This window comes from Macrococcus animalis, from assembly GCF_047425875.1.
In the GTDB taxonomy this organism is placed as follows: domain Bacteria; phylum Bacillota; class Bacilli; order Staphylococcales; family Staphylococcaceae; genus Macrococcoides; species Macrococcoides animalis.
The window spans coordinates 17,608-41,515 of record NZ_CP179727.1 but is presented as its reverse complement, the minus strand read 5'-3'; the positions used below and the strand labels follow the sequence as shown (position 1 = coordinate 41,515).

The 23,908-nt window shown below is 32.5% G+C and carries 29 protein-coding genes; 19 read left to right on the top strand and 10 right to left on the bottom strand.

The genetic code is table 11. From position 1 onward, the window contains the following. Positions 1-34: 34 nt before the first annotated feature. Together ACMGE9_RS00210 and ACMGE9_RS00205 are read right to left on the bottom strand one after the other, a co-directional pair. Positions 35-352, bottom strand: a complete 318-nt coding sequence (locus ACMGE9_RS00210) for a hypothetical protein (RefSeq protein ID WP_414043250.1) — start codon at positions 350-352, stop codon at positions 35-37. 75 nt (positions 353-427) lie between these two features. After that, the gene (locus ACMGE9_RS00205; RefSeq protein ID WP_414043249.1) at positions 428-1,867 is read right to left on the bottom strand and encodes an amino acid permease; all 1,440 of its coding nucleotides are present in this window, start codon (positions 1,865-1,867) and stop codon (positions 428-430) included. A 283-nt stretch (positions 1,868-2,150) separates the two neighbouring features. On the opposite strand from ACMGE9_RS00205, the gene ACMGE9_RS00200 reads away from it, so the two are divergent. Then, a complete protein-coding gene (locus tag ACMGE9_RS00200; RefSeq protein WP_414043248.1) occupies positions 2,151-3,635 on the top strand; it encodes a catalase in 1,485 nt (494 codons plus the stop codon). Positions 3,636-3,836: 201 nt separating this feature from the next. Here the strand turns inward: ACMGE9_RS00200 and ACMGE9_RS00195 are convergent, their stop codons facing one another. The 3 genes from ACMGE9_RS00195 to ACMGE9_RS00185 form a co-directional block, all read right to left on the bottom strand. Continuing rightward, a complete protein-coding gene (locus ACMGE9_RS00195) occupies positions 3,837-4,004 on the bottom strand; it encodes a hypothetical protein (RefSeq protein ID WP_414043247.1) in 168 nt (55 codons plus the stop codon). A 93-nt stretch (positions 4,005-4,097) separates the two neighbouring features. Then, the gene (gene rpmG, locus ACMGE9_RS00190; RefSeq protein WP_414043246.1) at positions 4,098-4,247 is read right to left on the bottom strand and encodes a 50S ribosomal protein L33; all 150 of its coding nucleotides are present in this window, start codon (positions 4,245-4,247) and stop codon (positions 4,098-4,100) included. 88 nt (positions 4,248-4,335) lie between these two features. Next, positions 4,336-5,529 carry a GTP-binding protein gene (locus ACMGE9_RS00185; protein WP_414043245.1) on the bottom strand — a complete coding sequence of 398 codons (1,194 nt, stop codon included), beginning with the start codon at positions 5,527-5,529 and terminating at the stop codon, positions 4,336-4,338. A gap of 295 nt (positions 5,530-5,824) precedes the next feature. Here ACMGE9_RS00185 and ACMGE9_RS00180 point away from each other — a divergent pair, with 295 nt between their 5' ends. From ACMGE9_RS00180 to ACMGE9_RS00150, 7 genes are all read left to right on the top strand, one after another. Then, on the top strand, positions 5,825-6,796 hold the full coding sequence (locus ACMGE9_RS00180) for a metal ABC transporter solute-binding protein, Zn/Mn family (protein ID WP_414043244.1): 972 nt from the start codon (positions 5,825-5,827) through the stop codon (positions 6,794-6,796). Between the two features lie 197 nt (positions 6,797-6,993). Next, entirely contained in the window at positions 6,994-7,263 is a 270-nt protein-coding gene (gene rpsN, locus ACMGE9_RS00175) for a 30S ribosomal protein S14 (RefSeq protein ID WP_414043243.1), read from the top strand. A gap of 176 nt (positions 7,264-7,439) precedes the next feature. Then, on the top strand, positions 7,440-8,423 hold the full coding sequence (guaC, locus tag ACMGE9_RS00170; RefSeq protein WP_414043242.1) for a GMP reductase: 984 nt from the start codon (positions 7,440-7,442) through the stop codon (positions 8,421-8,423). A gap of 83 nt (positions 8,424-8,506) precedes the next feature. Beyond that, positions 8,507-9,517, top strand: coding sequence for a CAP-associated domain-containing protein (locus ACMGE9_RS00165; RefSeq protein WP_414043241.1), 1,011 nt, complete (start codon positions 8,507-8,509; stop codon positions 9,515-9,517). Positions 9,518-9,535: 18 nt separating this feature from the next. Continuing rightward, a complete protein-coding gene (locus tag ACMGE9_RS00160; protein WP_414043240.1) occupies positions 9,536-9,952 on the top strand; it encodes a hypothetical protein in 417 nt (138 codons plus the stop codon). Positions 9,953-9,976: 24 nt separating this feature from the next. After that, the gene (locus ACMGE9_RS00155) at positions 9,977-10,357 is read left to right on the top strand and encodes a VOC family protein (protein ID WP_414043239.1); all 381 of its coding nucleotides are present in this window, start codon (positions 9,977-9,979) and stop codon (positions 10,355-10,357) included. Positions 10,358-10,376: 19 nt separating this feature from the next. Then, positions 10,377-10,628, top strand: a complete 252-nt coding sequence (locus ACMGE9_RS00150; protein ID WP_414043238.1) for a hypothetical protein — start codon at positions 10,377-10,379, stop codon at positions 10,626-10,628. Positions 10,629-10,703: 75 nt separating this feature from the next. Here ACMGE9_RS00150 and ACMGE9_RS00145 read toward each other — a convergent pair whose 3' ends face one another. Then, positions 10,704-11,447, bottom strand: coding sequence for a metal-binding protein ZinT (locus ACMGE9_RS00145; protein ID WP_414043237.1), 744 nt, complete (start codon positions 11,445-11,447; stop codon positions 10,704-10,706). A 154-nt stretch (positions 11,448-11,601) separates the two neighbouring features. Between ACMGE9_RS00145 and ACMGE9_RS00140 the strand changes: the two genes are divergently transcribed. After that, the gene (locus ACMGE9_RS00140) at positions 11,602-11,757 is read left to right on the top strand and encodes a hypothetical protein (protein WP_414043236.1); all 156 of its coding nucleotides are present in this window, start codon (positions 11,602-11,604) and stop codon (positions 11,755-11,757) included. A gap of 70 nt (positions 11,758-11,827) precedes the next feature. Here ACMGE9_RS00140 and ACMGE9_RS00135 read toward each other — a convergent pair whose 3' ends face one another. Together ACMGE9_RS00135 and lexA are read right to left on the bottom strand one after the other, a co-directional pair. Beyond that, complete coding sequence (locus ACMGE9_RS00135) at positions 11,828-12,037, bottom strand: PspC domain-containing protein (protein WP_414043235.1); 210 nt, start codon at positions 12,035-12,037, stop codon at positions 11,828-11,830. A 416-nt stretch (positions 12,038-12,453) separates the two neighbouring features. Continuing rightward, entirely contained in the window at positions 12,454-13,071 is a 618-nt protein-coding gene (gene lexA / locus ACMGE9_RS00130) for a transcriptional repressor LexA (RefSeq protein ID WP_414043234.1), read from the bottom strand. A 144-nt stretch (positions 13,072-13,215) separates the two neighbouring features. Between lexA and ACMGE9_RS00125 the strand changes: the two genes are divergently transcribed. The 4 genes from ACMGE9_RS00125 to ACMGE9_RS00110 all read left to right on the top strand — a co-directional run bounded on the left by ACMGE9_RS00125 (position 13,216) and on the right by ACMGE9_RS00110 (position 16,157). Then, positions 13,216-13,437: a hypothetical protein gene (locus ACMGE9_RS00125; RefSeq protein ID WP_414043233.1), complete on the top strand. Its 222-nt coding sequence runs from the start codon at positions 13,216-13,218 to the stop codon at positions 13,435-13,437. A gap of 88 nt (positions 13,438-13,525) precedes the next feature. Continuing rightward, the gene (locus tag ACMGE9_RS00120; protein ID WP_414043232.1) at positions 13,526-13,762 is read left to right on the top strand and encodes a DUF896 domain-containing protein; all 237 of its coding nucleotides are present in this window, start codon (positions 13,526-13,528) and stop codon (positions 13,760-13,762) included. Positions 13,763-13,816: 54 nt separating this feature from the next. Beyond that, entirely contained in the window at positions 13,817-15,799 is a 1,983-nt protein-coding gene (tkt, locus tag ACMGE9_RS00115) for a transketolase (RefSeq protein ID WP_414043231.1), read from the top strand. Positions 15,800-15,926: 127 nt separating this feature from the next. Beyond that, positions 15,927-16,157 (top strand): YneF family protein, encoded by a 231-nt coding sequence (locus tag ACMGE9_RS00110; RefSeq protein WP_414043230.1) that lies wholly within the window; start codon positions 15,927-15,929, stop codon positions 16,155-16,157. Positions 16,158-16,212: 55 nt separating this feature from the next. Here the strand turns inward: ACMGE9_RS00110 and ACMGE9_RS00105 are convergent, their stop codons facing one another. Further along, the gene (locus tag ACMGE9_RS00105) at positions 16,213-17,007 is read right to left on the bottom strand and encodes a hypothetical protein (RefSeq protein ID WP_414043229.1); all 795 of its coding nucleotides are present in this window, start codon (positions 17,005-17,007) and stop codon (positions 16,213-16,215) included. Between the two features lie 204 nt (positions 17,008-17,211). Between ACMGE9_RS00105 and ACMGE9_RS00100 the strand changes: the two genes are divergently transcribed. Beyond that, entirely contained in the window at positions 17,212-17,886 is a 675-nt protein-coding gene (locus ACMGE9_RS00100; protein WP_414043228.1) for a cytochrome c biogenesis CcdA family protein, read from the top strand. Positions 17,887-17,900: 14 nt separating this feature from the next. After that, entirely contained in the window at positions 17,901-18,365 is a 465-nt protein-coding gene (locus tag ACMGE9_RS00095; RefSeq protein WP_414043227.1) for a CcdC family protein, read from the top strand. Between the two features lie 41 nt (positions 18,366-18,406). On the opposite strand, the gene ACMGE9_RS00090 is transcribed toward ACMGE9_RS00095, so the two are convergent. Next, on the bottom strand, positions 18,407-18,904 hold the full coding sequence (locus ACMGE9_RS00090; protein ID WP_414043226.1) for a DUF2621 family protein: 498 nt from the start codon (positions 18,902-18,904) through the stop codon (positions 18,407-18,409). 94 nt (positions 18,905-18,998) lie between these two features. Here ACMGE9_RS00090 and ACMGE9_RS00085 point away from each other — a divergent pair, with 94 nt between their 5' ends. The 4 genes from ACMGE9_RS00085 (at position 18,999) to ACMGE9_RS00070 (ending at position 23,815) form a co-directional block, all read left to right on the top strand. Beyond that, positions 18,999-19,202, top strand: a complete 204-nt coding sequence (locus ACMGE9_RS00085; RefSeq protein ID WP_414043225.1) for a DUF1659 domain-containing protein — start codon at positions 18,999-19,001, stop codon at positions 19,200-19,202. Positions 19,203-19,260: 58 nt separating this feature from the next. Then, on the top strand, positions 19,261-19,482 hold the full coding sequence (locus ACMGE9_RS00080; protein WP_414043224.1) for a DUF2922 domain-containing protein: 222 nt from the start codon (positions 19,261-19,263) through the stop codon (positions 19,480-19,482). A gap of 120 nt (positions 19,483-19,602) precedes the next feature. After that, positions 19,603-20,718, top strand: coding sequence for an exonuclease SbcCD subunit D (locus tag ACMGE9_RS00075; protein ID WP_414043223.1), 1,116 nt, complete (start codon positions 19,603-19,605; stop codon positions 20,716-20,718). Then, entirely contained in the window at positions 20,708-23,815 is a 3,108-nt protein-coding gene (locus ACMGE9_RS00070) for an AAA family ATPase (protein WP_414043222.1), read from the top strand. The genes ACMGE9_RS00075 and ACMGE9_RS00070 overlap by 11 nt, the downstream gene beginning before the upstream one ends. Positions 23,816-23,908: the final 93 nt, after the last annotated feature.

Sequence of the window (23,908 nt, the reverse complement as noted above, 5' to 3'; positions counted from 1 at the left end):
AACAAAAGACACATCTTAATAGACGTGTCTTTTGTTATTTAGAAGTATGTGTCCAGTCATGGCTACCACGATGTCTTTTCGTATGAGCAAAAATGTTGTCTGCAGCATAATCTTCGTTTGTATATACTGTTATATCATAAAATGCCATATCTTCTTGAAATGGCTCATGTGAATAAGTGTCTTTTAAATGATCAAATAACCGATGCATTGCTTGACCGTCTAAACTAGGATATTCTCTTAAAATTTTCTTTATAATTTGACCATTCTTTTCGTAAACGCCTTGTACAACGATAACAAATTTTTCGTCTGTCTTTAACACATCATCAAATAGATTTGTTTGTCCCATACTCATACGAATCACTCCTTTGTTAGTTTAATTATACATAGAAATCCCTTACATTGTACAGTACAATGTAAGGGATTAGTTTTAAAGCTTATGCTCTGACAAATCAATTTCTTGAGCTGGAATAATTTTTGTCTTCTTAATTGTTTTATATGCAATAAATACAATGATTGCGATAATTAAAGGTAAGAAAGCTTCAAATACTTTTAACCAAGCAGCTGCTTTTATATCAGCAAATGATTGTCCAACCATTAAGAATAAAATGGTTAATAATACGATAATGGGACCCGCTGGATAAAGTGGGGCTTTAAATGGCAGCAATTTTTCGACGCTTTGCTTTTGTACTTTAATTGCTTGTCTTAAACGAATATGACTGATAATACTAATAGCCCAAACGATTAATACGAGTGATCCAACCATATTCAGTAATTTACCATATCCACCCATGTTAATATTCGCATAAATTAAAGTTAAAATGATAAAAATCGTTGTTATAATTAGTGCGTTAAATGGCATATTGCGTTTATTTAATTTACCTAAAAATTTTGGTGCTTTACCATCTTGACTTAATGAAAATAAAAGTCGACTTGTTGCATATAATCCTGAATTACCTGCACTTAACACGGCAGTTAAAATGATACTGTTCATGATTGATGCTGCAAATAAGACACCCACTTTTTCGAAAATAATCGTAAATGGACTCATAGCTATCTCACTATTTTGGTTTAATAAGCGTGAATCTGTATAGGGAATGATGCAAGCGATAATAAATATCGAACCAATATAGAATAATAAAATTCTCCAAAATACTTGTTTAATTGCTTTGGGCATTGATTCCCTTGGATTTTCTGACTCACCAGCTGTGACTGCCACAACTTCTGTACCACCAAAAGAGAAACCAGCAACAACGAGAACGCCGAGTAATCCTAATATGCCATTATGGAACGGGGCATCACCAATTGAGAAATTTTTAAATCCAATCGGTTCACCACCTATAATGCCAAAAATCAGTAATAGTCCCATTATCAAAAAGATAAAAATAGTTACTACTTTAATAATACTAAACCAGAATTCAGCTTCTCCAAAAGACTTTACAGAGAATGCATTTAATCCAAATAATAATGCTAAAAAGATTAAACACCATATAAAAGGATGAAGACCTCCAAATAGTTCCCAATAACTCAACACTTGTGAAGCTGTTAATATATCAACGCTTGTTACCAAGCTCCAAATAATCCAGTATAACCACCCTACAGTAAAACCGGCGGCTGGATCTATAAAACGACTTGCATATGCATTAAATGCACCTGAAACAGGATAGAACGTAGCTAGTTCACCAAGTGCTGTCATCAGAAAATAAATCATAATACCAATAATACCATACGCTACAAGGGCACCACCTGGTCCTGCTTGTGAAATTACTGCACCACTCGCCATAAATAACCCGGTACCAATTGATCCTCCAATGGCAATCATAGATATATGTCTTGTTTTTAAATCTCTATCCATTTGTTTCTTTTCCATAACAACACCTTACTTTCTGTAATTATTTTATAGATTTTTATATATTAAAATTTAATATGTTTTCTATTGTAAGACTATTCAGGGAATTTAGCAAGAAAAAGTTTTAATGCGTTTAAGCTTTTTCGCGTTAAAGTATCAAGGTGATTGATTTAATTAATTTACGGAAATAGAGACAATCAAATTAAAGATTAAGTAACTTAAATTTGATTTAGCAAGCTGTCTACATTATAATAATTATAAATAAGACAAATTCTTATTAGTTATTACTAAGGAGGAAAAAAGTATGACAGAAAAAGATAATCAATTAAGAGGGTTATTTGGTACACCAGTTGGGGATCGAGAAAATTCAATGACTGCTGGCCCTCGTGGACCTTTAGTAATGCAAGATATTTATTTCTTAGAACAAATGGCACATTTTGATCGTGAAGTGATTCCTGAGCGTAGAATGCACGCTAAAGGTAGTGGGGCTTATGGCACATTTACCGTTACACAAGATATCACGCAATATACCAATGCTAAAATTTTCAGTGAAATTGGAAAACAAACACAAATGTTTGCTCGTTTTTCTACAGTAGCTGGTGAACGAGGTGCTGCAGAAGCTGAACGTGATATTCGAGGATTTGCTTTAAAATTCTATACTGAAGAAGGAAACTGGGATTTAGTAGGAAACAATACACCTGTATTCTTCTTCCGAGATCCGAAATTATTTGCTAGTTTAAACCATGTTGTGAAACGTGATCCAAAAACAAATATGCACAATCCTGAAAGCAACTGGGACTTTTGGACTTCATTACCTGAGGCGTTACATCAAGTTACAATCTTAATGAGTGATCGTGGTATTCCTAAAGGATTTAGAAATATGCATGGATTCGGTTCACATACATATAGTATGTATAATGATGCAGGTGAACGTGTATGGGTAAAATTTCATTTCAGAACTGAACAGGGGATTGAGAATTTCACTAGTGAAGAGGCAGCACAGGTCATAGCTAGTGACCGTGAATCTAGTCAACGGGATTTATTTAATGCAATTGAAGAGGGGAACTACCCAAAATGGAAAATGTACATACAGGTGATGACTGAAGAGCAAGCTAGAAATCATAAAGATAATCCATTTGATTTAACTAAAGTATGGTACAAATCAGAATATCCTTTAATTCCAGTAGGAGAATTTGAATTAAATAGAAATCCTGAGAATTATTTTGCAGAAGTTGAGCAAGCGGCATTTGCCCCAACAAATATAATACCAGGTATTGACTTCTCGCCAGATAAGATGTTGCAAGGTCGTTTATTCTCTTACGGTGACACACAACGTTATCGTTTAGGTGTTAACCATCATCAAATTCCTGTAAATGCGCCAAAAGCAGTAACAGGTGGATGTCCTTTCTCTAGAGACGGTGCAATGCGTGTAGATGGTAATGTTGGAAGTCATACAAATTACTATCCTAATCAATATCAACATCATCAAGATAATGAAAAATATAAAAAGCCAGCGCTAGCGGTGGATAGCGCTGTATATGAATGGAACTTTAGAGAAGATGATGATAATTACTTTGAACAACCAGGTAGATTGTTTAATATCTTATCGCCTGAAGAACAAAAGCGATTATTTATGAATACTGCCAATGAAATGAAAGATGTATCTGTGCCAATTAAACATCGTCATATTAGACACTGTTACAAAGCAGATCCGTTATATGGGCAAGGTGTTGCGGCAGCAATGAATATTGATATTAATGAAGTTGATTTGACAGCTGAAGATAAATAATATGAATCCTGCATCCACTATGGATGCAGGATTTTTTTGGTTAAGGGATGGATAAGTGTTTAGGGAGCTCAGGGCGAGTGTGCAAGTGACCATAAATAATTTCTGCAGTCACTACCTAACACTACAACGCTTCTGCTATTCTTTCCGATGCTTTACGTCCACCGATAATATTACGACTGATTGGTCCTAGTTCTAGTTCTACTAACGGACATAGTCCATGCCTATTTTATGGGTGATTGTTTCCCAACGTGATATGTAGGGATTTGGATCAATAATGGTTAAATCGTCAATCTTTAATTTTTGTTCATCTAATAATTTTAAGGCGATTGTAATGCCTTGTATACTTCCACCAATGATTATTGTTCTCATTTGATCCTCCTTATAAAAATAGGCATCCGTAAGGGGATGCCTGGTGTCGTATAAATATATATAAACGCAAAAATTTTGCACGTTTAACGAAAATTATTTTGTTTCACGATGTAATGTGTGTTTTTTTAATCTTGGGCTGTATTTCATTAATTCAATACGCTCAGGATTATTTCTTTTGTTTTTCTTTGTGATATAGTTACGATCTCCACATTCTGTACAGGCTAAAGTTACATTTACTCTCATTTTAATAGTCTCCTTTAAATTTAATCATTAGTATTTTTTATTGATTTTTCCTATAGATATTTCTTATTTCTATATAAGTTGAATCAACTTATAAAACAACACCTGTTTCAATATCAGCTACTGTGAACTGAGGAAGTGGGTCGTTGAATGTTGACCAATCTTGTTTCATTTCTTCATCTGTTAATAGGCATGCTTCTAAGTCCTCAATAATTTGATCTTGATTCATCTCAATACCGATGAACACAAGTTCAGTTTGGCGATCACCAAATTCATTATGCCATCTAGCTTTTAGTGTAGGATCTTCATGCATTTCTGCTTGGATGTCCGTTTCACTATATGTTGAAATCCATTCACCAGCACCTTGAATTTGCATAGAGTTCCCAGCTTGAGAAAGTAAGCCACACATATTATTTCTTGATGCTAACCAGAAGAAACCTTTAGAACGAATAATATCTAATGAAAAGTTTTCTAAGAAATGCATAAAGCGTTGTGGATGGAATGGTCGTTGTCTTTTATAAACAAATGACGCAATACCATATTCTTCTGTTTCTGGTGTATGTTCTTCATTCAATTCTTTAATCCAACCAGCAGCTTGACTTGCTTTATCAAAATCGAACAAACGTGTATTTAAGATGTTATCTAAAGCGATAATTGAATTTTCTGTTCGATAAATTTTCGCTTCTGGATTCAGTTGTTGTAATAATGCTTCTAATTCTTTTAAATCTTCAACATGGACTAAATCACATTTGTTTAATAAAATAACGTTCGCAAATTCGATTTGATCAATTAATAAATCAATGACTTCACGAGTATCAGTGTCATCATTAGCCATTTTACGATCGATTAATGAATCACCTGATGCATAATCTTCCCAGAAACGATTCGCATCTACAACAGTAACCATTGTATCTAAAATCGTCGTTTCTGCTAAATTGATATTTAATACTTCATCATTTAATGTTAACGTTTGTGCTACAGGTACAGGTTCAGAAATACCTGTTGATTCAATAACGATGTAATCTAATTCGCTGTTTTTTACTAATTTATCAATTTCAATTAATAAATCTTCTCGCAACGTACAGCAAATACATCCGTTTTGTAACTGAATCATTTTTTCGTCTGTACGTGACATGTGTACTAAATCTGCATCGACATTTACTTCACTCATATCATTGACGATGACACCAATTTTTTTATTTTCGTTATTTGTTAATATATGATTGAGTAATGTCGTTTTACCACTACCTAAGAAACCACTTAATACTGTAATAGGGACTTTCAAGATGTTGCCTCCAATTCGTAATCTTTACGATTTACAATATTACGCTGATATTTTTAGTTTGTAAAGTATTTATTTTCAATTTTTTATTTTTATTTTTTCAGCTTTGATTTTCTTCTATATAAATACAGCTTTAATTGGTTACTAATTTTTTATATGGAAGTTTCTATCATTTATTAAATAAATAATAGAAGTTCAAATTTTTATAAAATTTTGAATGTGGAAATTTATATTGCATTTCTAATATAATAGGTATAGAATGTTAAAGCGTAATGATTACGAAATAGGAGATGAACATATGAAGAAATTATTTTCATTATTGCTGATTGCTACATTAGTATTAATGGGGGCATGTGGTAATGCAACAGACAAGGAAGCATCGAGTGACAAATTAGAAGTGTATACGACTGTTTTCCCATTTAAAAGTATGATTGAACAAATTGGTGGAGAACATGTCAATGTAACTAGTATTTATCCAAATGACGTTGATATTCACTCATTTGAACCGACACAAAAAGATACAATGAAAGTTGCGAAGAGTGACTTATTTATTTATTCTGGAGCTGAATTAGATCAAGTTGCTGGCAAAATTGCAAAAGCAGTTGATAAAAAAGAAAATACAGTTGAATTAGTGAAAGGTATTGATGAGCATGATTTATTAACGGGAGAAGCACATGAGCATAGTCATGATGGGCACGAGCATGGTAAAGAAGATGACCATGCTCAAGAAGAAGGTCATAATCATGGAGCGCACGATCCTCATGTTTGGTTAGATCCACAGTTAAACAAACAATTTGCTAAAACAATTAAAGATGAATTAATCAAAAAAGATAAAAAGAATGAAAAAGAATACACAAAAAATTATGATGCATTGGTTAAAGATATTGATTCGATGGACAAAGAATTAAAAGATATCGCAAAAACGAAAAAGCAAGATACAGTATTTATCTCACATGATTCAATTGGATACTTAGCGAAACGTTACGGATTCAAACAAGAAGGTGTGTCAGGTATGAATAGTGAAGAGCCTTCTCAAAGTGATATTATTAATTTAATTAATAATATCAACAAAGCGAAAGCAACAGTGATTCTATACGAACAAAATATTCCAACTAAAACGGTTGATATTATTAAAGAGAAAACAGAAGCTGAGGCTGCACCATTCCATAACATGGCAGTTTTGACTGACAAAGATAAAAAAGATGTGACATTCCAAGAGTTAATGAAACAAAATATTAAGTCATTAGACAAAGCATTAAACAATAAATAGGTTAGATTAATTAATGATTTTAATTTGAGTTCGGAAATTCCGAACTCAAATTTTTTGTTTTACAAGTATGATATGGTATGATATATTATAAATCGTAAGAATTACGATTTATGAGATGTAAATATGAAGCAAGTTCCAGTAACAGTATTAAGACATAGGGCTGGAGCATTAGAAAAATATAATTTAAAGGAGTAAATATGGCTAAAAAATCAAAAATAGCAAAAGAGGCAAAACGACAAGCATTAGTTGAACAATTTAGAGAGAAAAGAGAATCATTAAGAGCTGCAGGTGACTACGAAGGACTTCAAAAGTTACCACGTGATTCAGCACCTTCAAGATTAACAACACGCTGTGAAATAACTGGTAGACCCAGAAGTGTGTATCGCAAATTTGGACTTTCAAGAATAGCTTTTAGAGAATTAGCACATAAAGGACAAATTCCAGGAGTGAAGAAGGCTAGTTGGTAAGTATTACGAGTAACATTTATATTACGAATAAGATATAGCTCCTTTATTCGTATTTTTTCTTTCTTTTATACTTTACTTTTCTATTTATATAGAGTAAAGTGTCCTGTGGACGAATAATATAGGAAATAATTCGAAAATTATTCGGAAAAAATATGAATTAGAATAGAGGTTTTAAAATGCAAGACGTGTTTGATTATGAAGATATTCAATTGATACCCAATAAATGTATCGTACAGAGTCGTTCAGAGTGTGATACTTCAGTTCAGTTTGGCCCTTTAAAGTTTAGAATTCCTGTTGTTCCTGCTAATATGCAAACAGTAATGAACGAGGAACTTGCAGAAAAGTTTGCGAAGCAACAATATTTTTATATTATGCACCGTTTTGATGAAGCGGCACGTATTCCTTTCATCAAAAAAATGCATGCAAAAGGTTTATTTGCTTCAATTTCAGTGGGTGTAAAGCCTGGAGAATATGAATTTATTAAGACTTTAGCGAAAGAAAATTTAACGCCGGAATATATTACCATTGATATAGCACATGGTCATTCTGATCAAGTCATTGATATGATTCACCATATAAAAAAGAATATACCAAACACGTTCTTAATTGCAGGTAATGTAGGTACACCTGAAGGAGTGCGTGAACTAGAAAATGCGGGTGCTGATGCAACAAAGGTCGGTATTGGTCCTGGTCGTGTATGTATTACGAAGATAAAGACAGGTTTTGGTACTGGTGGTTGGCAACTTGCAGCACTTCGTTTATGTTCAAAAGCAGCCCGCAAACCATTGATTGCTGATGGTGGTATTCGTACACACGGTGATATTGCTAAATCAATTCGTTTCGGTGCTTCAATGGTAATGATAGGCTCATTACTTGCAGCGCATGATGAGTCGCCTGGTGAAACTATTAAAAAAGACGGAAAATTATATAAAGAATACTTCGGTAGTGCATCGGAATACCAAAAAGGTGAACGTAAAAATGTTGAGGGTAAAAAATTATTCGTTGAACATAAAGGTTCTTTAAAAGAAAAATTAGTTGAAATTGAACAAGATTTACAATCATCTATCTCATATGCAGGCGGTAAAGATTTAAAAGCCATTACAACGGTCGATTATGTAATCGTTAAAAACTCTATATTCAACGGTGATAAAGATTATTAGACATTTCTTTTTGAAAACAACTAAAATTTGATATAATTAAAAACATACACTCTGTGTATGTTTTTATTTTATAGAGGTGTAATATGAAGCAATTGTTAATGATTTTTCTATTACTTATTTTTGTCAGCATATTTCCACTTAATATTTTGCAATTGCCTGATAACAGTGTATTGAATACAAAATCTGCTCTGCGTGAGTTTATTCATGAACAACAACTCATTCCCCTTGAAAAAACTGAACCCGTTCGAAATATTAATGTTGGAAAGATTAAAATGGGGATGTCAAAGATGAATGTCGATCAGATCCTAGGCAAACCTCATATGAATTTGTTGAATGAATATCAACAATATTGGACGATATATCATAGAAATTATAATGATTTTATGCTTGTGATGTTTCAGAATGGAAAAGTAAGTGGTGTGTATTCCAATCAGTTAATGATTGTAACCCAAAAAGGAATTCAACATGGAATGACTCGTTCTGATGTTGAACAGAAAATGGGACCCCCGCTAAAAGTATTTAATGGAAAGAACTATAAGTTATCACTTGATAATCATGACCAAGTGATTTATCAAGAAGGTGCATATTATATTTCGTTATATTATGATAAATTCAAAAATAATACTGTAAGTGGAATTAAGGTGTATCAAAAAAATATTGATTTAAATAAAGCTAATCATTATCCTAGTCCTAATGACAACTTGAAGAAAGATTATGCGAGACTCCATTTTGAATTGACAAATGCTACAAGAAAAATATTTGAGAAACCCATCTTAAAATATCATAATGAAATTGCTGTTGTTGCTGATCAACATGCTGAAGATATGGCTGAACATCTATATTTTAGTCATAACAATCAACAAAAAGAAACACCTTTTGATCGTTTTAAAATGGCCAATTTAGATTACGTTGTCGCAGGTGAGAATATTGCATATGGCCAAGTTTCACCAATTGAAGCACATCATGGATTGATGAATAGTTCGGGGCACCGTAAAAATATATTAAAGCAAGATTATAAAAATTTAGGTGTCGGTATAGCATTTAATAATAATAATCAGCCGTACTATGTAGAAAATTATATTACTGAAAAATAAAGATTTGAGGAGTTCAATATGAAAGAAAAAATTTCAGCGTCATTATTAATTACAACAGAAGATAAAATATTAGTACAAGATTTCGGTAATAAACAAATGAAGTTACCAAGTTTAGTTAAATCAGGCCAGACAACTATCAAAGATACGGCTGAGCAATTTGCTCGTAAACTCAACCATGAAATTAAAGTAGGTGGCATATTATTTGTTGTCGAAGAGAAAAAAGAGTTTAAGACTTGGTTTTCAAAATCTATGGCTAATGACACAGCGTTTGTATTTAATGCTAAGAATGAAAAAGAATTTAAAGTAAAGGCACCCTTTGCCTGGTTAGATTTTGATTATTTAAATCAACTTGATATTGCAGATGAATTAAAACATTTGATTGTTTCTAACCAAGTGATAAAATCAAGTGTACCACTTATTAATTTGCACAAGTAAAGCATTTTGGAAGAAGGTGAATGTATGAATTCATATTGGATCAATTTACCGGTAGCTAATGTAAAAGCTTCTACTGAATTTTTTAGAAAAATTGGTTTTGAGATTAATGAAGAACGTTCGAATGAGACAACACTTGCAGCAATTAAGGTTGGTAAGCAGGTGATTTGTTTGTTCAGAAAAGATGTATTAGAAAGTTTCATGGGTACGGAAAGCAGAAGATTAACAGATTATCCCGAAACAATCATCTCTTTTGACATGGATAGTGAAGCAGAAGTTAATCAGTTGGTGCAATTGGTTCAAGAAAATGGTGGTAAAGTATTAAGTCCACCGAGTAAGAAAAATGGTTACTATGGCACTATGTTTTCTGATTTGGATAATCATTTATTTAATGTTATTGTAATGTAGAAATAAAGGTAGGAATCTTATGTATCGTTTTGTAGTTGTATTATTACTTATAATGAGTACTTTTTTATTGATATTCACGCCATTTATACATGGTAGAGGTCAAATTAATTTATATGTACAGATGCTATTGTATGTTACTACTTTACTCGGTTTATATATGAGTACTTTGTTTGGTAATGTGTCGTATAGAAAGTTTTTTGTTCGTATAAATTTAGCATTTGTGATTATCATTATTTTAATGCATATGTTTGATTTTTGGATTGGAAAATAAAAGCGAACGAGACGATAAATCAAAAAATTTATCGTCTCGTTTTTTTTTAACTATACTATAATACTTATGTAGAACTTAATGTGCTAACATCTCTTCTTTTACTTCTTCACCTTCTAAATCAGCTGGGTAGTACGTTGGCCAATGTTCCATTTCTTTTAATAACTCAGCGCGATCATTACCCATGTAGATATGGTAGTGAAGCGCTTTTTCAGGTGCGATAATGTGATCGCTAAACTGAATGGATTTTGGTGCATTTGCATCACCACTTACTTTTTTGAAGACAAAACGTACGCCACGGTTTTCTGCTTCATACTTCAAGATTTCTTTACCATCATATTCATATTCAGCAGTTGCTTTTACTTTGCCTTTATAGAAAGAAATTTCTTTTTCACCAATATTGATACGAGATATGTCAGTTTTGTATCCAGTAGTGTAATATGCTTTGTATTCTTTTGCTGTTTTTGAATCATCATCTTCAGCTTTATGTTCGAATACTTCATCTAAAGTTCCATCTTGTAGATATGGATAAACAGATTGCCAATCGCCTTCCCAATCTGTTAATGGACGATCTTTAACTTGCTCATTTTTAAAAATACCTTTGTAAATATTTTCTTCTTCTTTAGTCATTTCATGTCCACCATGGGAATGACCGTGTTCATGCTGATGTTCTTGTGCTGCCTTTTTTTCTTCAACAGCTTTTGAAGTTGTTTCTGTTTTATTTTCTTTATCGTTTTCTTTACTTTGATTATCATCTTGACAGCCTACTAATAATACACCTAAAGATAATACACTTAACCCTTTTAATACACTTTGTTTCATGATTTATGCTCCTTTTCGTAATTGTTACGATTTAATACTATCTAAAATTCACATGAATGTAAATAGGAATAATTACTATTTATATAATCAAATGAAATATATTAAGAAAAAGTGGTATGATAAAAAACGGAGTATATTGAAAGTGGGGAATATCATGTCTAATTATCATATTAAAATTCTTGTTTTATTTATATATGCATTTGCTTTATTTCTTTGTCGCTATGGATTAATGATTATTGATGATAAAATAACAATATTATTACTTGTGTTGGGATTTGGCGCAGCTGCAATAGTAAATAAAAAAAAATAAAAGGCTTAAGACATTTTGTGATAGCTCACATACTTGTCTTAAGCCTTTTATTTTTGTTAGTGGTGAATGATTAGTAGCGGTCAATAACATCAATATCTCTTGGCATAAATATCGCCAAAATGATATAAATCGTAAACGTTGGAATATTTGCTGTAAGAAATGATACTAGAATGAAAATGACACGTAACAATGTTGAATCAATATTCAAATATTCCGCAAACCCACCTAATACACCAGATAAAAACTTATCAGTAGTAGAGCGCGCTAATTTTCTTTGCATAACTCCCGCCTCCTTTTCTTTATTATATCAAGTGTAAATTGATTTGATAAATTTTTATCCTTTATGTGTCATTTTATTTGTATGACATGACACATTATTGTAAAATATAAGTAGATAATTAAGAAAGTTTGATTCCTTGTATGAAATGGATAGACATCTTAGTGTTTATGCAGTGTTTATTCGGGTAAATAAATATAGTAATACTTTTATAATGGTGCAATGCTTCATTATAATATTTATAATAAGGGGATAGAACGATGGAAACAAAACCAAAAGAACATAAAGATATTTTAGAACAAGTTAAAGAAATCATTGGGCGAAAGTAAAATAAGATGTAACTTAATATTATTAATTGAAGAAAATATAAAATAAACTACAAAAGCGAATGACTAATGTCATTCGCTTTTATTTATGTATTAGAATTCTCTAAATAATCCCACCACTTTACCTAAAACAGTAACAGAATCTAAATATATTGGTTCCATCGTACTATTCTCAGGTTGTAAACGATAACGATTGTTTTCTTTATAGAATCGCTTTACAGTAGCTTCATCTTCATCTGTCATCGCAACAATAATATCACCATTCTCAGCAATGGATTGTCTTCTGACAATTACTTTATCTTTATCGAAGATACCAGCTTCAATCATACTTTCTCCGACTACATCTAAAATGAATATGTCACTATTATGACTGCTAGTAAAATGAGCAGGCAAAGGGAAATATTCTTCGACATTCTCAATCGCGGTAATTGGTACACCAGCTGTAACTTTACCAATTACAGGGACATGAATTGTTTCAGAAAAATCCATTTGTGTTTCACTTTGAACAATTTCAATGGCGCGTGGTTTTGTAGGGTCACGTTTAATATATCCTTTTTCTTCTAGGCGAGATAAATGTCCATGAACAGTAGAAGAAGAAGCAAGGCCAACAGCCTCTCCAATCTCTCTTACACTTGGGGGATAGCCTTTAGTTGATACAACATGTTTTAAATATTCATATATTTCTTCTTGTCTTTTTGTTAATTCTCTCATTATAAACACTCCTTAGCATTGGTGTTACAAGTATTATAGCATATACGTTCGTATGTCACAAACATTTGTTCGTATTTTCATTGACACAGAACAAACGTTCTGTTAAAGTGTAAATACAAACAAATGTTCTAGGAGGAATAATCAATGACACTAACAATTTCGAAAGAATTTATGATGTATACACTATTATTTATCGTTATCACAGTTTTCGGACTTTTATATATGACACAGTCCCACTATATTTACGAGAATTCATCTAATGTAATGACAGAACAAGTAAGCGAACGTGATGATGTTCGTATCAAAACAGAACAAACAGTACACGATCCAGTGCAAAATGGTGAAGTATTAGGTGTTGTAAATTAATTTGTCATCTAATTTTAATAAAAAGCGAGTGTGACCAGTTGGTTTCACTCGCTTTTTTTGGTATCTTTATAGGGAAAGGAATGAGTTTATGTTAGAACAACACAAAATGAATAGAATTAATGAATTAGCACGTAAAAAGAAAATTGAAGGTTTATCAGAAGATGAAGGTAGGGAACAGACCTTACTTCGAAAAGAATATCTTCAAACATTTAGAAGTAGTTTTCAAAAGACTATCGTTACTTCTAAAGTTATTGATCCTGAAGGTAATGATGTAACACCTGAAAAGGTCAAACAAATTCAAAGAGAGAACAATATTAGAGATTAATGTGTTTGAAATTATCACTCACACTAAAATAAAGAAATTAAAGGAGAAATATCAATGTTTACTAAAGAAGATCAATTAGCAATAGACACGATTAGAGCATTAAGTATCGACCAAATTGAAGCAGCTAACTCTGGTCACCCAGGTTTACCAATGGGAGCAGCGCCATTTGCTTATACTTTATGGACTCGTCACTTAAACTTTAATCCAAATTCAAGCAATTTCTTTAACAGAGACCGTTTTATTCTTTCAGCAGGTCACGGTTCAGCATTACTATACTCTTTATTACATGTTTCAGGTGGATTAGCGATTGAGGAGCTGAAAAACTTTAGACAATGGGATTCTAAAACACCAGGACATCCAGAATTTCGTCATACAGATGGGGTAGAAATTACAACGGGTCCATTGGGTCAAGGATTTGCAATGAGTGTTGGTTTTGCGATGGCTGAAAAGCATTTAGCAGCAACATATAATAAAGATGTCGATATTGTTGATCACTATACTTATGCATTAATCTCTGACGGAGATTTAATGGAAGGTATTTCACACGAGGCTGCAAGTTTAGCAGGACATTTAAAATTAAATAAATTAATCGCATTATACGATTCAAATGATATCTCTTTAGATGGTAAATTAAATAAAGCGTTTTCTGAAGATGTTAAAGGCCGTTTTGAAGCTTATGGTTGGGAACATATCTTAGTTGAAGATGGCAATGATTGTGATGCAATTGATCAAGCGATTTCGCAAGCGAAGCAATCTAATAAACCAACAATTATTGAAGTTAAGACGATCATTGGATTTGGTTCTCCTAACCGTCAAGGTACTAATGGTGTTCATGGTGCACCACTTGGAAACGAAGAAAGAATTTTAGCATTTGAAACATATGGATTAGATGCTAATCTTACATTTGATGTTCCTCAATCAGTATACGACATCTTTAATGAAACGATGGTGAAACGTGCAAATGAAGCTGAAGCAGCTTGGAATGATAAATTAGCTTCATTTAAAGAAAAAAATCCAGAACTAGCAGCTCAATTTGAATTAGCTGTTAAAGGTGAGTTGCCGGCAGAATATGATGCGGAATTGCCGAAGTATGAAGTAGGAACATCAGCTGCGACGCGAAGTACTTCTGGAGATATGATTCAAGCGATTGCTAAAACTGTACCTTCATTCTTTGGTGGATCAGCTGACTTAGCTTCTTCAAATAAATCTAACGTTAAAGACACTGGAGATTTCTCAGATGAAACACCTGAAGGGAAAAATATTTGGTTTGGTGTTAGAGAATTCGCGATGGGTGCAGCATTAAATGGTATGGCAGCTCACGGTGGCTTAAAAGTATATGGTGCAACATTCTTCGTATTCAGTGATTACTTAAAACCAGCCGTGCGTTTATCAGCATTAATGGGATTACCTGTAACATATGTATTTACACATGATTCAATTGCCGTAGGTGAAGATGGACCGACACATGAACCAATTGAACAATTAGCAGGATTACGTGCGATTCCAAACTTAAATGTGATTCGTCCAGCTGACGGAAATGAATCACGTGTTGCCTGGAAAGTTGCATTAGAATCTAAAGATGTTCCAACAGCGCTAGTTTTAACCCGCCAAAACTTAAATGTTACAGATGTATCTGAAGAAGTTGTAGAAGCAGGTGTTCGTAAGGGTGCATATGTAGTATACAAATCAGAAACACCTGAGATTCTATTGATTGCTGCAGGATCTGAAGTAGGATTAGCAGTTGAAGCGGCTAAAGCTTTAGAAACACAAGGAAAAGGTGTACAGGTTGTATCTGTACCAAATACACAGGTATTTGATGCACAAGACGCAAGTTACAAAGAAGAAGTAATGCCTAAAGCTATTACTAAACGTGTTGCGATTGAAATGGGTGCAACTTCTGTTTGGTATAAATATGTTGGATTAGATGGCAAAGTGATTGGTATTGATAAATTTGGTGCGAGTGCTCCAGGAGAATTAGTAATGGAGAAATACGGATTTACAGTCGATAACGTTGTGAAAGAAGTATTAAGTTTATAATTGATAGAAAGATTAATATATTAGAAGGCTGATTTTATATCAGTCTTCTTTTTAAGGATAAATAAATGTTGAAATATGCAAGTATATTTAGTAAACTTTTAAAAGAATGAGAAAGTGGGTGAATTGAATGGATACTTGGATTTGGGTATTATTAATTATTTTAGCATTAGCAGTAGGTGCTGCTGCAGGTTTCTTCTTAGCGCGTAAATATATGATGGATTATTTAAAGAAAAATCCACCAATCAATGAAGAAATGTTACGCATGATGATGATGCAAATGGGACAAAAACCATCACAAAAGAAAATTAATCAAATGATGCAAATGATGAACCGTAATATGAATCAAAATTTAAAATAGGTTATTGTCAACTTAAAAACCTTCCGTAAAATCCTGTGATTTTACGGAAGGTTTTTTATTCACCTGGCATTGGCTCAATAAATCCATCGTTACCTGTTGGAACTTCAGGTGTCGCCGGTTGTGTCGTTGCTGGAGGCGTTGGTCTCGGTGTAGGTGCAGGTTGAGACGTTGCCGGTGGTGTCGTTGGAGTCGGCGTTGGAGTCGGTCTAGGTGCTGGTTGTGTCGTTGTCGGTCTAGGTGCAGGTGCTGTTGTCGTAGGACGCGCCGGCTGCGTTGTTGTCGGACGTGATGTGCTTGGCATAGATGTGCTTGGTCTTTGCGCCGTCGTTGATGTATTATTTGTGCTGGTTGAAGGTGCTATATTGTTCGGTCTCGCAGGTGTTGCAGTATTAGTTGAACGACTTGCAGATGATGAAGTATTATCATTAGAAGCAATCGATTTATTTTTATCTTTTACTTTTGCTTTTGTTTTCGTGGTAGCAGTTAAATCATCTTCATTTGATTTTTTATCATTTGAATCCAATTCACTCGCATCACTCGCTTTGTCTGAATCACCTGTTGCGACAACATCATTAGTCGTTTCATTTTTATCTGATTCAGTGTTTTTGTCATCATCTTTAAGTTTGTTTTTACCACGTTTTTTAGCTGCTTTAATTTTTTCTAAAGCAGATTTTGAACGGTTTTTATCTATTGTTTTCTTATCTTTATTTTTACTCACATTATCTTCAGTTTCAAATGCAACTTTAGCCTGCTCAACTTCTGATTGATCACGTGTTTCTTTCCCGCATGCTGAAAGAATGGAAAGAGATAGTATTGACGTCATTGATAATAAGAGATATTTATTTTTCATCGTTAGCCCTCCTGTTAATGTAAATATAGCATTTTTTTGATGATTTGAACACGCTATTTGCCATGTGTTCGCTTTAAAATGTGATTTTTGTATTGATTTACTAGAATTTAGTCGTATATTTTAAGACTCTGTCACATTTCGTTCAAAAACATAGGTTTCTGAGTCCATTTTATTTGTTAAAATAGTTGAGAATGGAGGTTGATTATGGGGGATATTACAATTGCCGTTGCATTTGGTGCTGGTTTATTAAGTTTTATTTCACCGTGTGTATTACCGATTTATCCTGCATTTTTATCTTATATCACAGGTGTAAGTTATGGAGATTTAAAAGATAACAAGATGGATAAAAAAGCGTTATTACATACAATATTCTTTTTAATTGGTTTTTCAATTGTCTATATTTCATTAGGCGTTGGATTAGGATTTGTTTCTGATATTTTGCAATCCTATGATAATACGATACGTATGGTTGGCGGTCTATTATGCATTATTTTTGGACTAGTAGTACTAGGCATATTTAATCCGCAATTCTTGATGAAAGATAGGAAATTCGAGATTAAAAATAGACCATCCGGTTATATTGGTACGTTGCTTATAGGGGTTGCGTTTGCAGCAGGTTGGACGCCATGTATGGGGCCAATCATTGGAACAATATTTTCTATGGCAGCAGTTAATCAATCACTTGCTTTAGTCTATATGGTAGCTTACGTATTAGGATTTTGTATTCCATTTTTCTTATTGACATTCTTTATCACAAAAATTAATATATTAAAGAAATACAGTCAAATAATTACTAAAATTGGTGGCGTAATGATGATTATTATGGGATTATTGTTATTCTTTGATAAATTGACTGCAATCACTCAATTTTTCAGTTAGAAAGAAGGATGGATATGTACTTTGTAATTTCAATGCTAGTTGCTCTTTTTATGGGTGCTGCAGTTATCGTTGTACGAATGAAAGCTCAAAATTATCCAACGAATGTTAAAAAAATCGTATTACCACCATTTTTTATGGCGACAGGTGCTCTGATGTACGTAGTACCTTATTTCAGATTAACACCTGTAGAAATATTAGAGGCAGTGGTAGTCGGTATGTTCTTCTCATTATTTTTAATTTATACATCAAACTTTGTGGTTCAAAATAATCAAATTTATATGAAACGTTCAAAGTTATTTCCATTGATTCTGATTTCATTATTAATTATTAGAAGTGTTATGAAATTCTTTTTAAGTAGTACAATTCATCCTGGTGAATTGGCAGGTATGTTTTTTCTACTTGCCTTTAGCATGATTGTACCTTGGAGAATTGCAATGTATTATAAATTTAAAAAATTAGAGAAAACATTAGTTAAATAAAATAATTCAAAATAACCGAGTAGCATTTATATGCTTCTCGGTTATTTTTGTTTTTCATTTTGTATAATCTCAGAATGATCAAAGATTGAGAATTTTTGCTTTTCATCATCTGCATATTTAAAGTAATCTTCATATGGTGCAAAATCAATACCTAATTGATTCAATTTCTTTTTCATAAAAGGATGATCACGCTTTGGTGTAGCAATGATGTAACCTCTTAATATATGGTCTAACTCAATACTAGTAGCTTTTTCATCAAGGGCTATTTTAGAAATACGGCCTGCGATACGTTCTTTCGCGATATCTCTAAATAACTCTGGTACTGGTGAAACGAGTTCATTTAATAGTGATTTTGCGTCGTTGCCCCAAAGTGGTAATGCTTTATGAATGTAATATTCTTGCCAATCGAGTTCACTCTTTCCGTCTTCTTTCGGCATTCGCTTTAAGAATTTACGAAACATGAAGTAGCCACCAATGGCAAGCATTGTAATAAAAAATATCGTCCATAAAAATATAAATATCATAAACCAATCGTTCATGTCTTTCACCTCACTTCACATTATATAGAACTAAAAAATATGTGTCTATCTTATATTCTTATATCGATATATAAAGTGTAAAGGAGGTGATAATATGCTAAAAGATGTCGTAGTTAATTTAATGTATGTTGCTGATGTTAAAGAGGATGGCAAAGAAGTATTTAAATCAAGACGATTCAATCAAGTTCGTTTAGATTTATCAGACAGTGACTTACAAGATTTCAAAGATTTAATTTCAACATTGACGGGTGAATTATATGTGAAAATTGATCGAGTTGAAACAAAAGCAGTGATTTAAGGTAGAAATTAATTAAAATTATTAGTAAGTGGAATTAGTAAAAATTAGGAGGATAACAATGAAAACTTTACAAATGAATTTTTTAACAGATACAGGTAAAAATTATGCTTTTACAATTAATCAACCGAAACCGGATTTAACGCGTGAAGTAGTTTTAAACGTAATGGAAAGCATCATAGATGCAAAGTATTTTATTACTACTGCTGGAACACCTGTACAAATTAAATCGGCTAAATTAATAGATAAAGTAGAATCTGTGTTATTTGATATGGAAGATTAAACAGAAGGTCGATTTAATACCATAAATAATTATTCATTTTTAATTGAAAGTTAATACACCATCGGCACATCCCTATAAAGGGGATGTGTTTTTTTGTATAATAACTGAGAGGTGAACATAATGAAGATAATGCATATTGCAGATTTACATATTGGACGTACGATTAATCAATACGCGCTACTTGAGGATCAAGCTTTAGTACTGAATCAAATTGTTGATCAAATTGATAATAGTAATATAGATGTGCTCGTTATTGCCGGAGATATATACGACCGTTCAATTCCATCAAAAGAAGCAATGCAACTTTACGAACAATTTTTATTAGCTGTTAATATAGAACGAAAAATACCAGTGCTCGCTGTTAGTGGAAATCACGATGGTGCAGAACGTTTAGGACATGCGAAAAGTTATTTTAAACAATTTCAATATTATTTATCAACTGCAATTGAAGATAGTTTTGAACCAGTCATTATTAATGATGTTCATTTTTACTTAGTACCTTATATTGAACCAGCTACCGCACGTAATTACTTTGACGATGAATCGATTCGTTCTCATCAAGATACGTATCAAGCCATTATTTCACGTATCAAGGAGCAGATGGATCATAGTCTAACGAATATATTAGTGAGTCATTTATTCGTTGCAGGGGGCTCTGTGACAGAGTCAGAAAGGGAATTGGTCATTGGTACAGTTGAGAATGTCAATAAAAGCTTATTTGATTCATTTGATTACACGATGCTCGGTCATTTACATACACCGGACGCGATTCATGATGATAAAGTATTTTATAGTGGTAGTATTATGCGTTATTCATTTTCTGAAATTGGACAACGTAAAGGGTACCGTATCTTTGATTTAACAACAGGGGATGTTTCATTCGAACCATTAAATTTTGAGCGAGATTTAGAAGTGGGTCTTGGTACTTATAATGATGCTATAACTTTGAATTTAGGAGTTAATCAAGACGCTTATTTAAAACTTGAATTAAGTGAAATGGAAGCAATCAATGAACCGATGGCGAAGTTAAAGCAAATTTATCCAAATTTATTAGAATTAAAACCAGTACTCGCTGAAGGTAAACATATTACTGAAACAAAAGATATGACACATTTAAATACTTTTGATTTAATTGCTTCATTTTATGAAGAAATGACAAATCATCATTTAGATGATAAACAAAAAGACGTATTAACATCAATGTTGAGCGCGGGAGGTGAGTCGCTTGAGACCTAAACGTTTAGTATTAAAGTCATTCGGACCCTTTAAAGACGAAACGATTGAATTTGATACATTACAAAATCATAAATTATTTTTAATTAGTGGGAAGACAGGGGCAGGGAAAACGACCATTTTTGATGGGATAATGTATGCTTTGTTTGGAGAAGCGTCAACCAGTGATCGCGATGAGTCAAATTTACGCAATATAAATGCAACGGATGATGAACCGACAGAAGTTATTTATACCTTTTATATGCAAGATAAACAATATGAAATTCATCGTGATTTACCCTTTATTAAATCTGGTAATAAAACGAAGAAAACAACCCAACTTACAGTTTATGAAGTAGTGGGTGGGAAGAATAATTTAATCGCTTCAGGGTTAAAAGCAGGTAAAGATGCGATTTTAGATATTGTTAAATTAAATGCATCACAGTTTAGAAAGATTTTTATTCTACCACAAGGTGAATTTAAATCATTACTCGTTTCAGGTTCGAAAGAGAAGTCTGAAATATTGCGTACGATATTTGATACGACTAAAATTAAAAGATTATCAGTGCAATTAAGAGATAAAGTTGCTAATGAACAAAAGACGATTCTAGCTATGGAAGCAGAACTTGGTGTTCAGTTTGGTTTATTCCAGTCACTAATAGAGTTGAAAGTTGAAGAAACATACCGAAATAATTTAGGACATATAGAAAAAGCTCTTATAGAATTGAATCAACAAATCGACACATCTAATAATCAATTAAACAATGAAAGAGATATATTAAAAGCGCAAGAAATCTCTATGCAAGACGCCACAGTTTTAAAAGGGAATATGACTGCATTAAATGGGTTAAAACAATCGCTTAAATTATTATTAAAAGATGAACAAACGATTCTCACAAAAGAAGCGGATTTGAAGCACTTAGTACAGTTTGAACATTACCAAGTTGCGCATAATGATTTAACGCAAGCTCAGCAAAAACAGAGTGCGTTAGAAGCGGAAGTGACATCGCAAAGTAAAAAATATGAGGATAATAACAGACAAATAAAAGTGTTACAAGAAAAGCTGCATACATTAACTGGTCAAACAGAAGATATGAATAAAAAGAAACACTATGTTATTCAAAATGAGCGTTATCAATCATCAAAATATGCGCAATTATCTCAACAAATCGAAAATTATTCACGACAACTTCGTACTTTAGACCAAGAGATTATTACTTTACAAACAAATAAAAGTTATGCAGAATCGACTGGAAAAGAAATAGCATTAATCAAACAGAAACAGTTAAAAAATGATGTTGAAATGAATACTTTAGATTCAAAAATGATAAGAGTAAACAATCAAATTGACGTATTAATTAAAATTTCGAAACAATTAGATCGTATTCAAACAACAAATGAAGATATAACAAAAATAAAAAATGAAATTTCTGATGTGCGATTAAAATTAAAAGCATTGCATAGTAGTGAACATGTACAAGATGTCGATGCAATTCAAGCCATTAAAACTACATTAAAAGTAGGAGATAAGTGTCCAGTTTGTGCTCATACAATTGAAACGCTCAATGATGCGACACATGTAGAAGCACATCAATATCAAATCACTTTAGAGAAGCTTCAGCAAGCATACCAGCAGAAACAAACAGCATTAAATATATTTATTAAAGATGTAGACCGTATCCCGAAACTCATTAATATTTATAGTGATTCTGAAACAATTGTAATAATGAATGAGATTGATGAATTTAACGAACAACTTTCAACATTAACTGAAACAAAGATTGAATCGATTGAGCTCCAAATAATGCAACAACAAATTGTTGAAATGACGAATCAATTTAAGCAACAAGTAGAGCGTGCGCAATCAGATTTTGAATCGTTAAATAAAGAAAAGAATTATTTAAACGATCAATCTATAGTGTTTGAAGATGCTTTAATACATGAAAAAGATATAGAAGAAGAGTTAACGAATAAACAAAAAGAGCAGGCTCATATTGAGCAACTAAAAATTTCTGATGTTCAAGCTAAGTCAATGTTTATTGAAGATACTGGCGAGACAGATTATGACACTTTTAAATCGAAAATTGAACAAAACAAAAATGATTATTTACAATTTGAATGTATGGTTTCATCCACTGAAAAAGAGATGAGGCAATACGAAAAAGAACAACTCATTCTCAATGAAAATATAAGTAGCTTAAATAAGCAAATAAAAGAGCTAAAAGGGTCAATATCAATTCTAGAGAAGCGTTTATTTCAGTTTAACATCCCAGAGTCTATTGCGTTAAAATATTCAGATATGGATTTGAAACAAACTATAGCATTGTTTGAAAATGATATAAAAGCTTTTCATGAAGAGTATTTATCATTAACAAATGAAATGAAACGTTTGTCAGCACTGATTGATAATCAAGATGAGCCAGACTTGGATAATTTGCGTAAGATACTCAATGAACAAACAGAAATAGTTGATAAATTGCACGCAAATGTTAGCACGTTACAAGAACAACATAAGACATATATGCAACATTTCGAGAAATTATCGAAACAACTCAATTCATATGAATCGATTATGAGCGATGTAAGGTCGTTAATATTATTGAGTAATGCGTTAAATGGTAACAATCCTCAAAAAATTGACATAGAAACGTTTGTATTAATGTATTATCTAGAACAGACATTACTCTTAGCAAATATACGTCTTCGTCAAATGACAAGTAATCGTTATGAATTACGACGCCGAATAGAAAAGCGTGGTGGAGGTAAACAAGGTCTTATAATTGATGTATTTGATTATAATGCAAACCAATCTAGAAGCATTACTTCATTATCAGGTGGAGAAACATTTTTGGCTTCACTGTGTTTAGCGCTTGGTCTTTCTGATTTTGTTATGCAAAATGCTGGTGGTATACATTTAGAAGCGGTATTTATCGATGAAGGATTCGGAACATTAGATAATGAAACGTTAGAGGTCGCAATTAGCGCGTTAATTGATTTACAAACATCAGGTAAACTTATTGGGATGATCAGTCATGTACAATTATTAAAAGAAAGAATCCCAGCTTTACTAAAGATCGAAACCAATGGTTTCGAAAGTCATGCTGTATTTGAAATAAGATAATGGTTAAATTGATAATTGTAATAATTATGTCAAAATTATCGAATAAATAGCATACTCATATTGTCTTTTATTTGATATATTAAAGTTTGAATA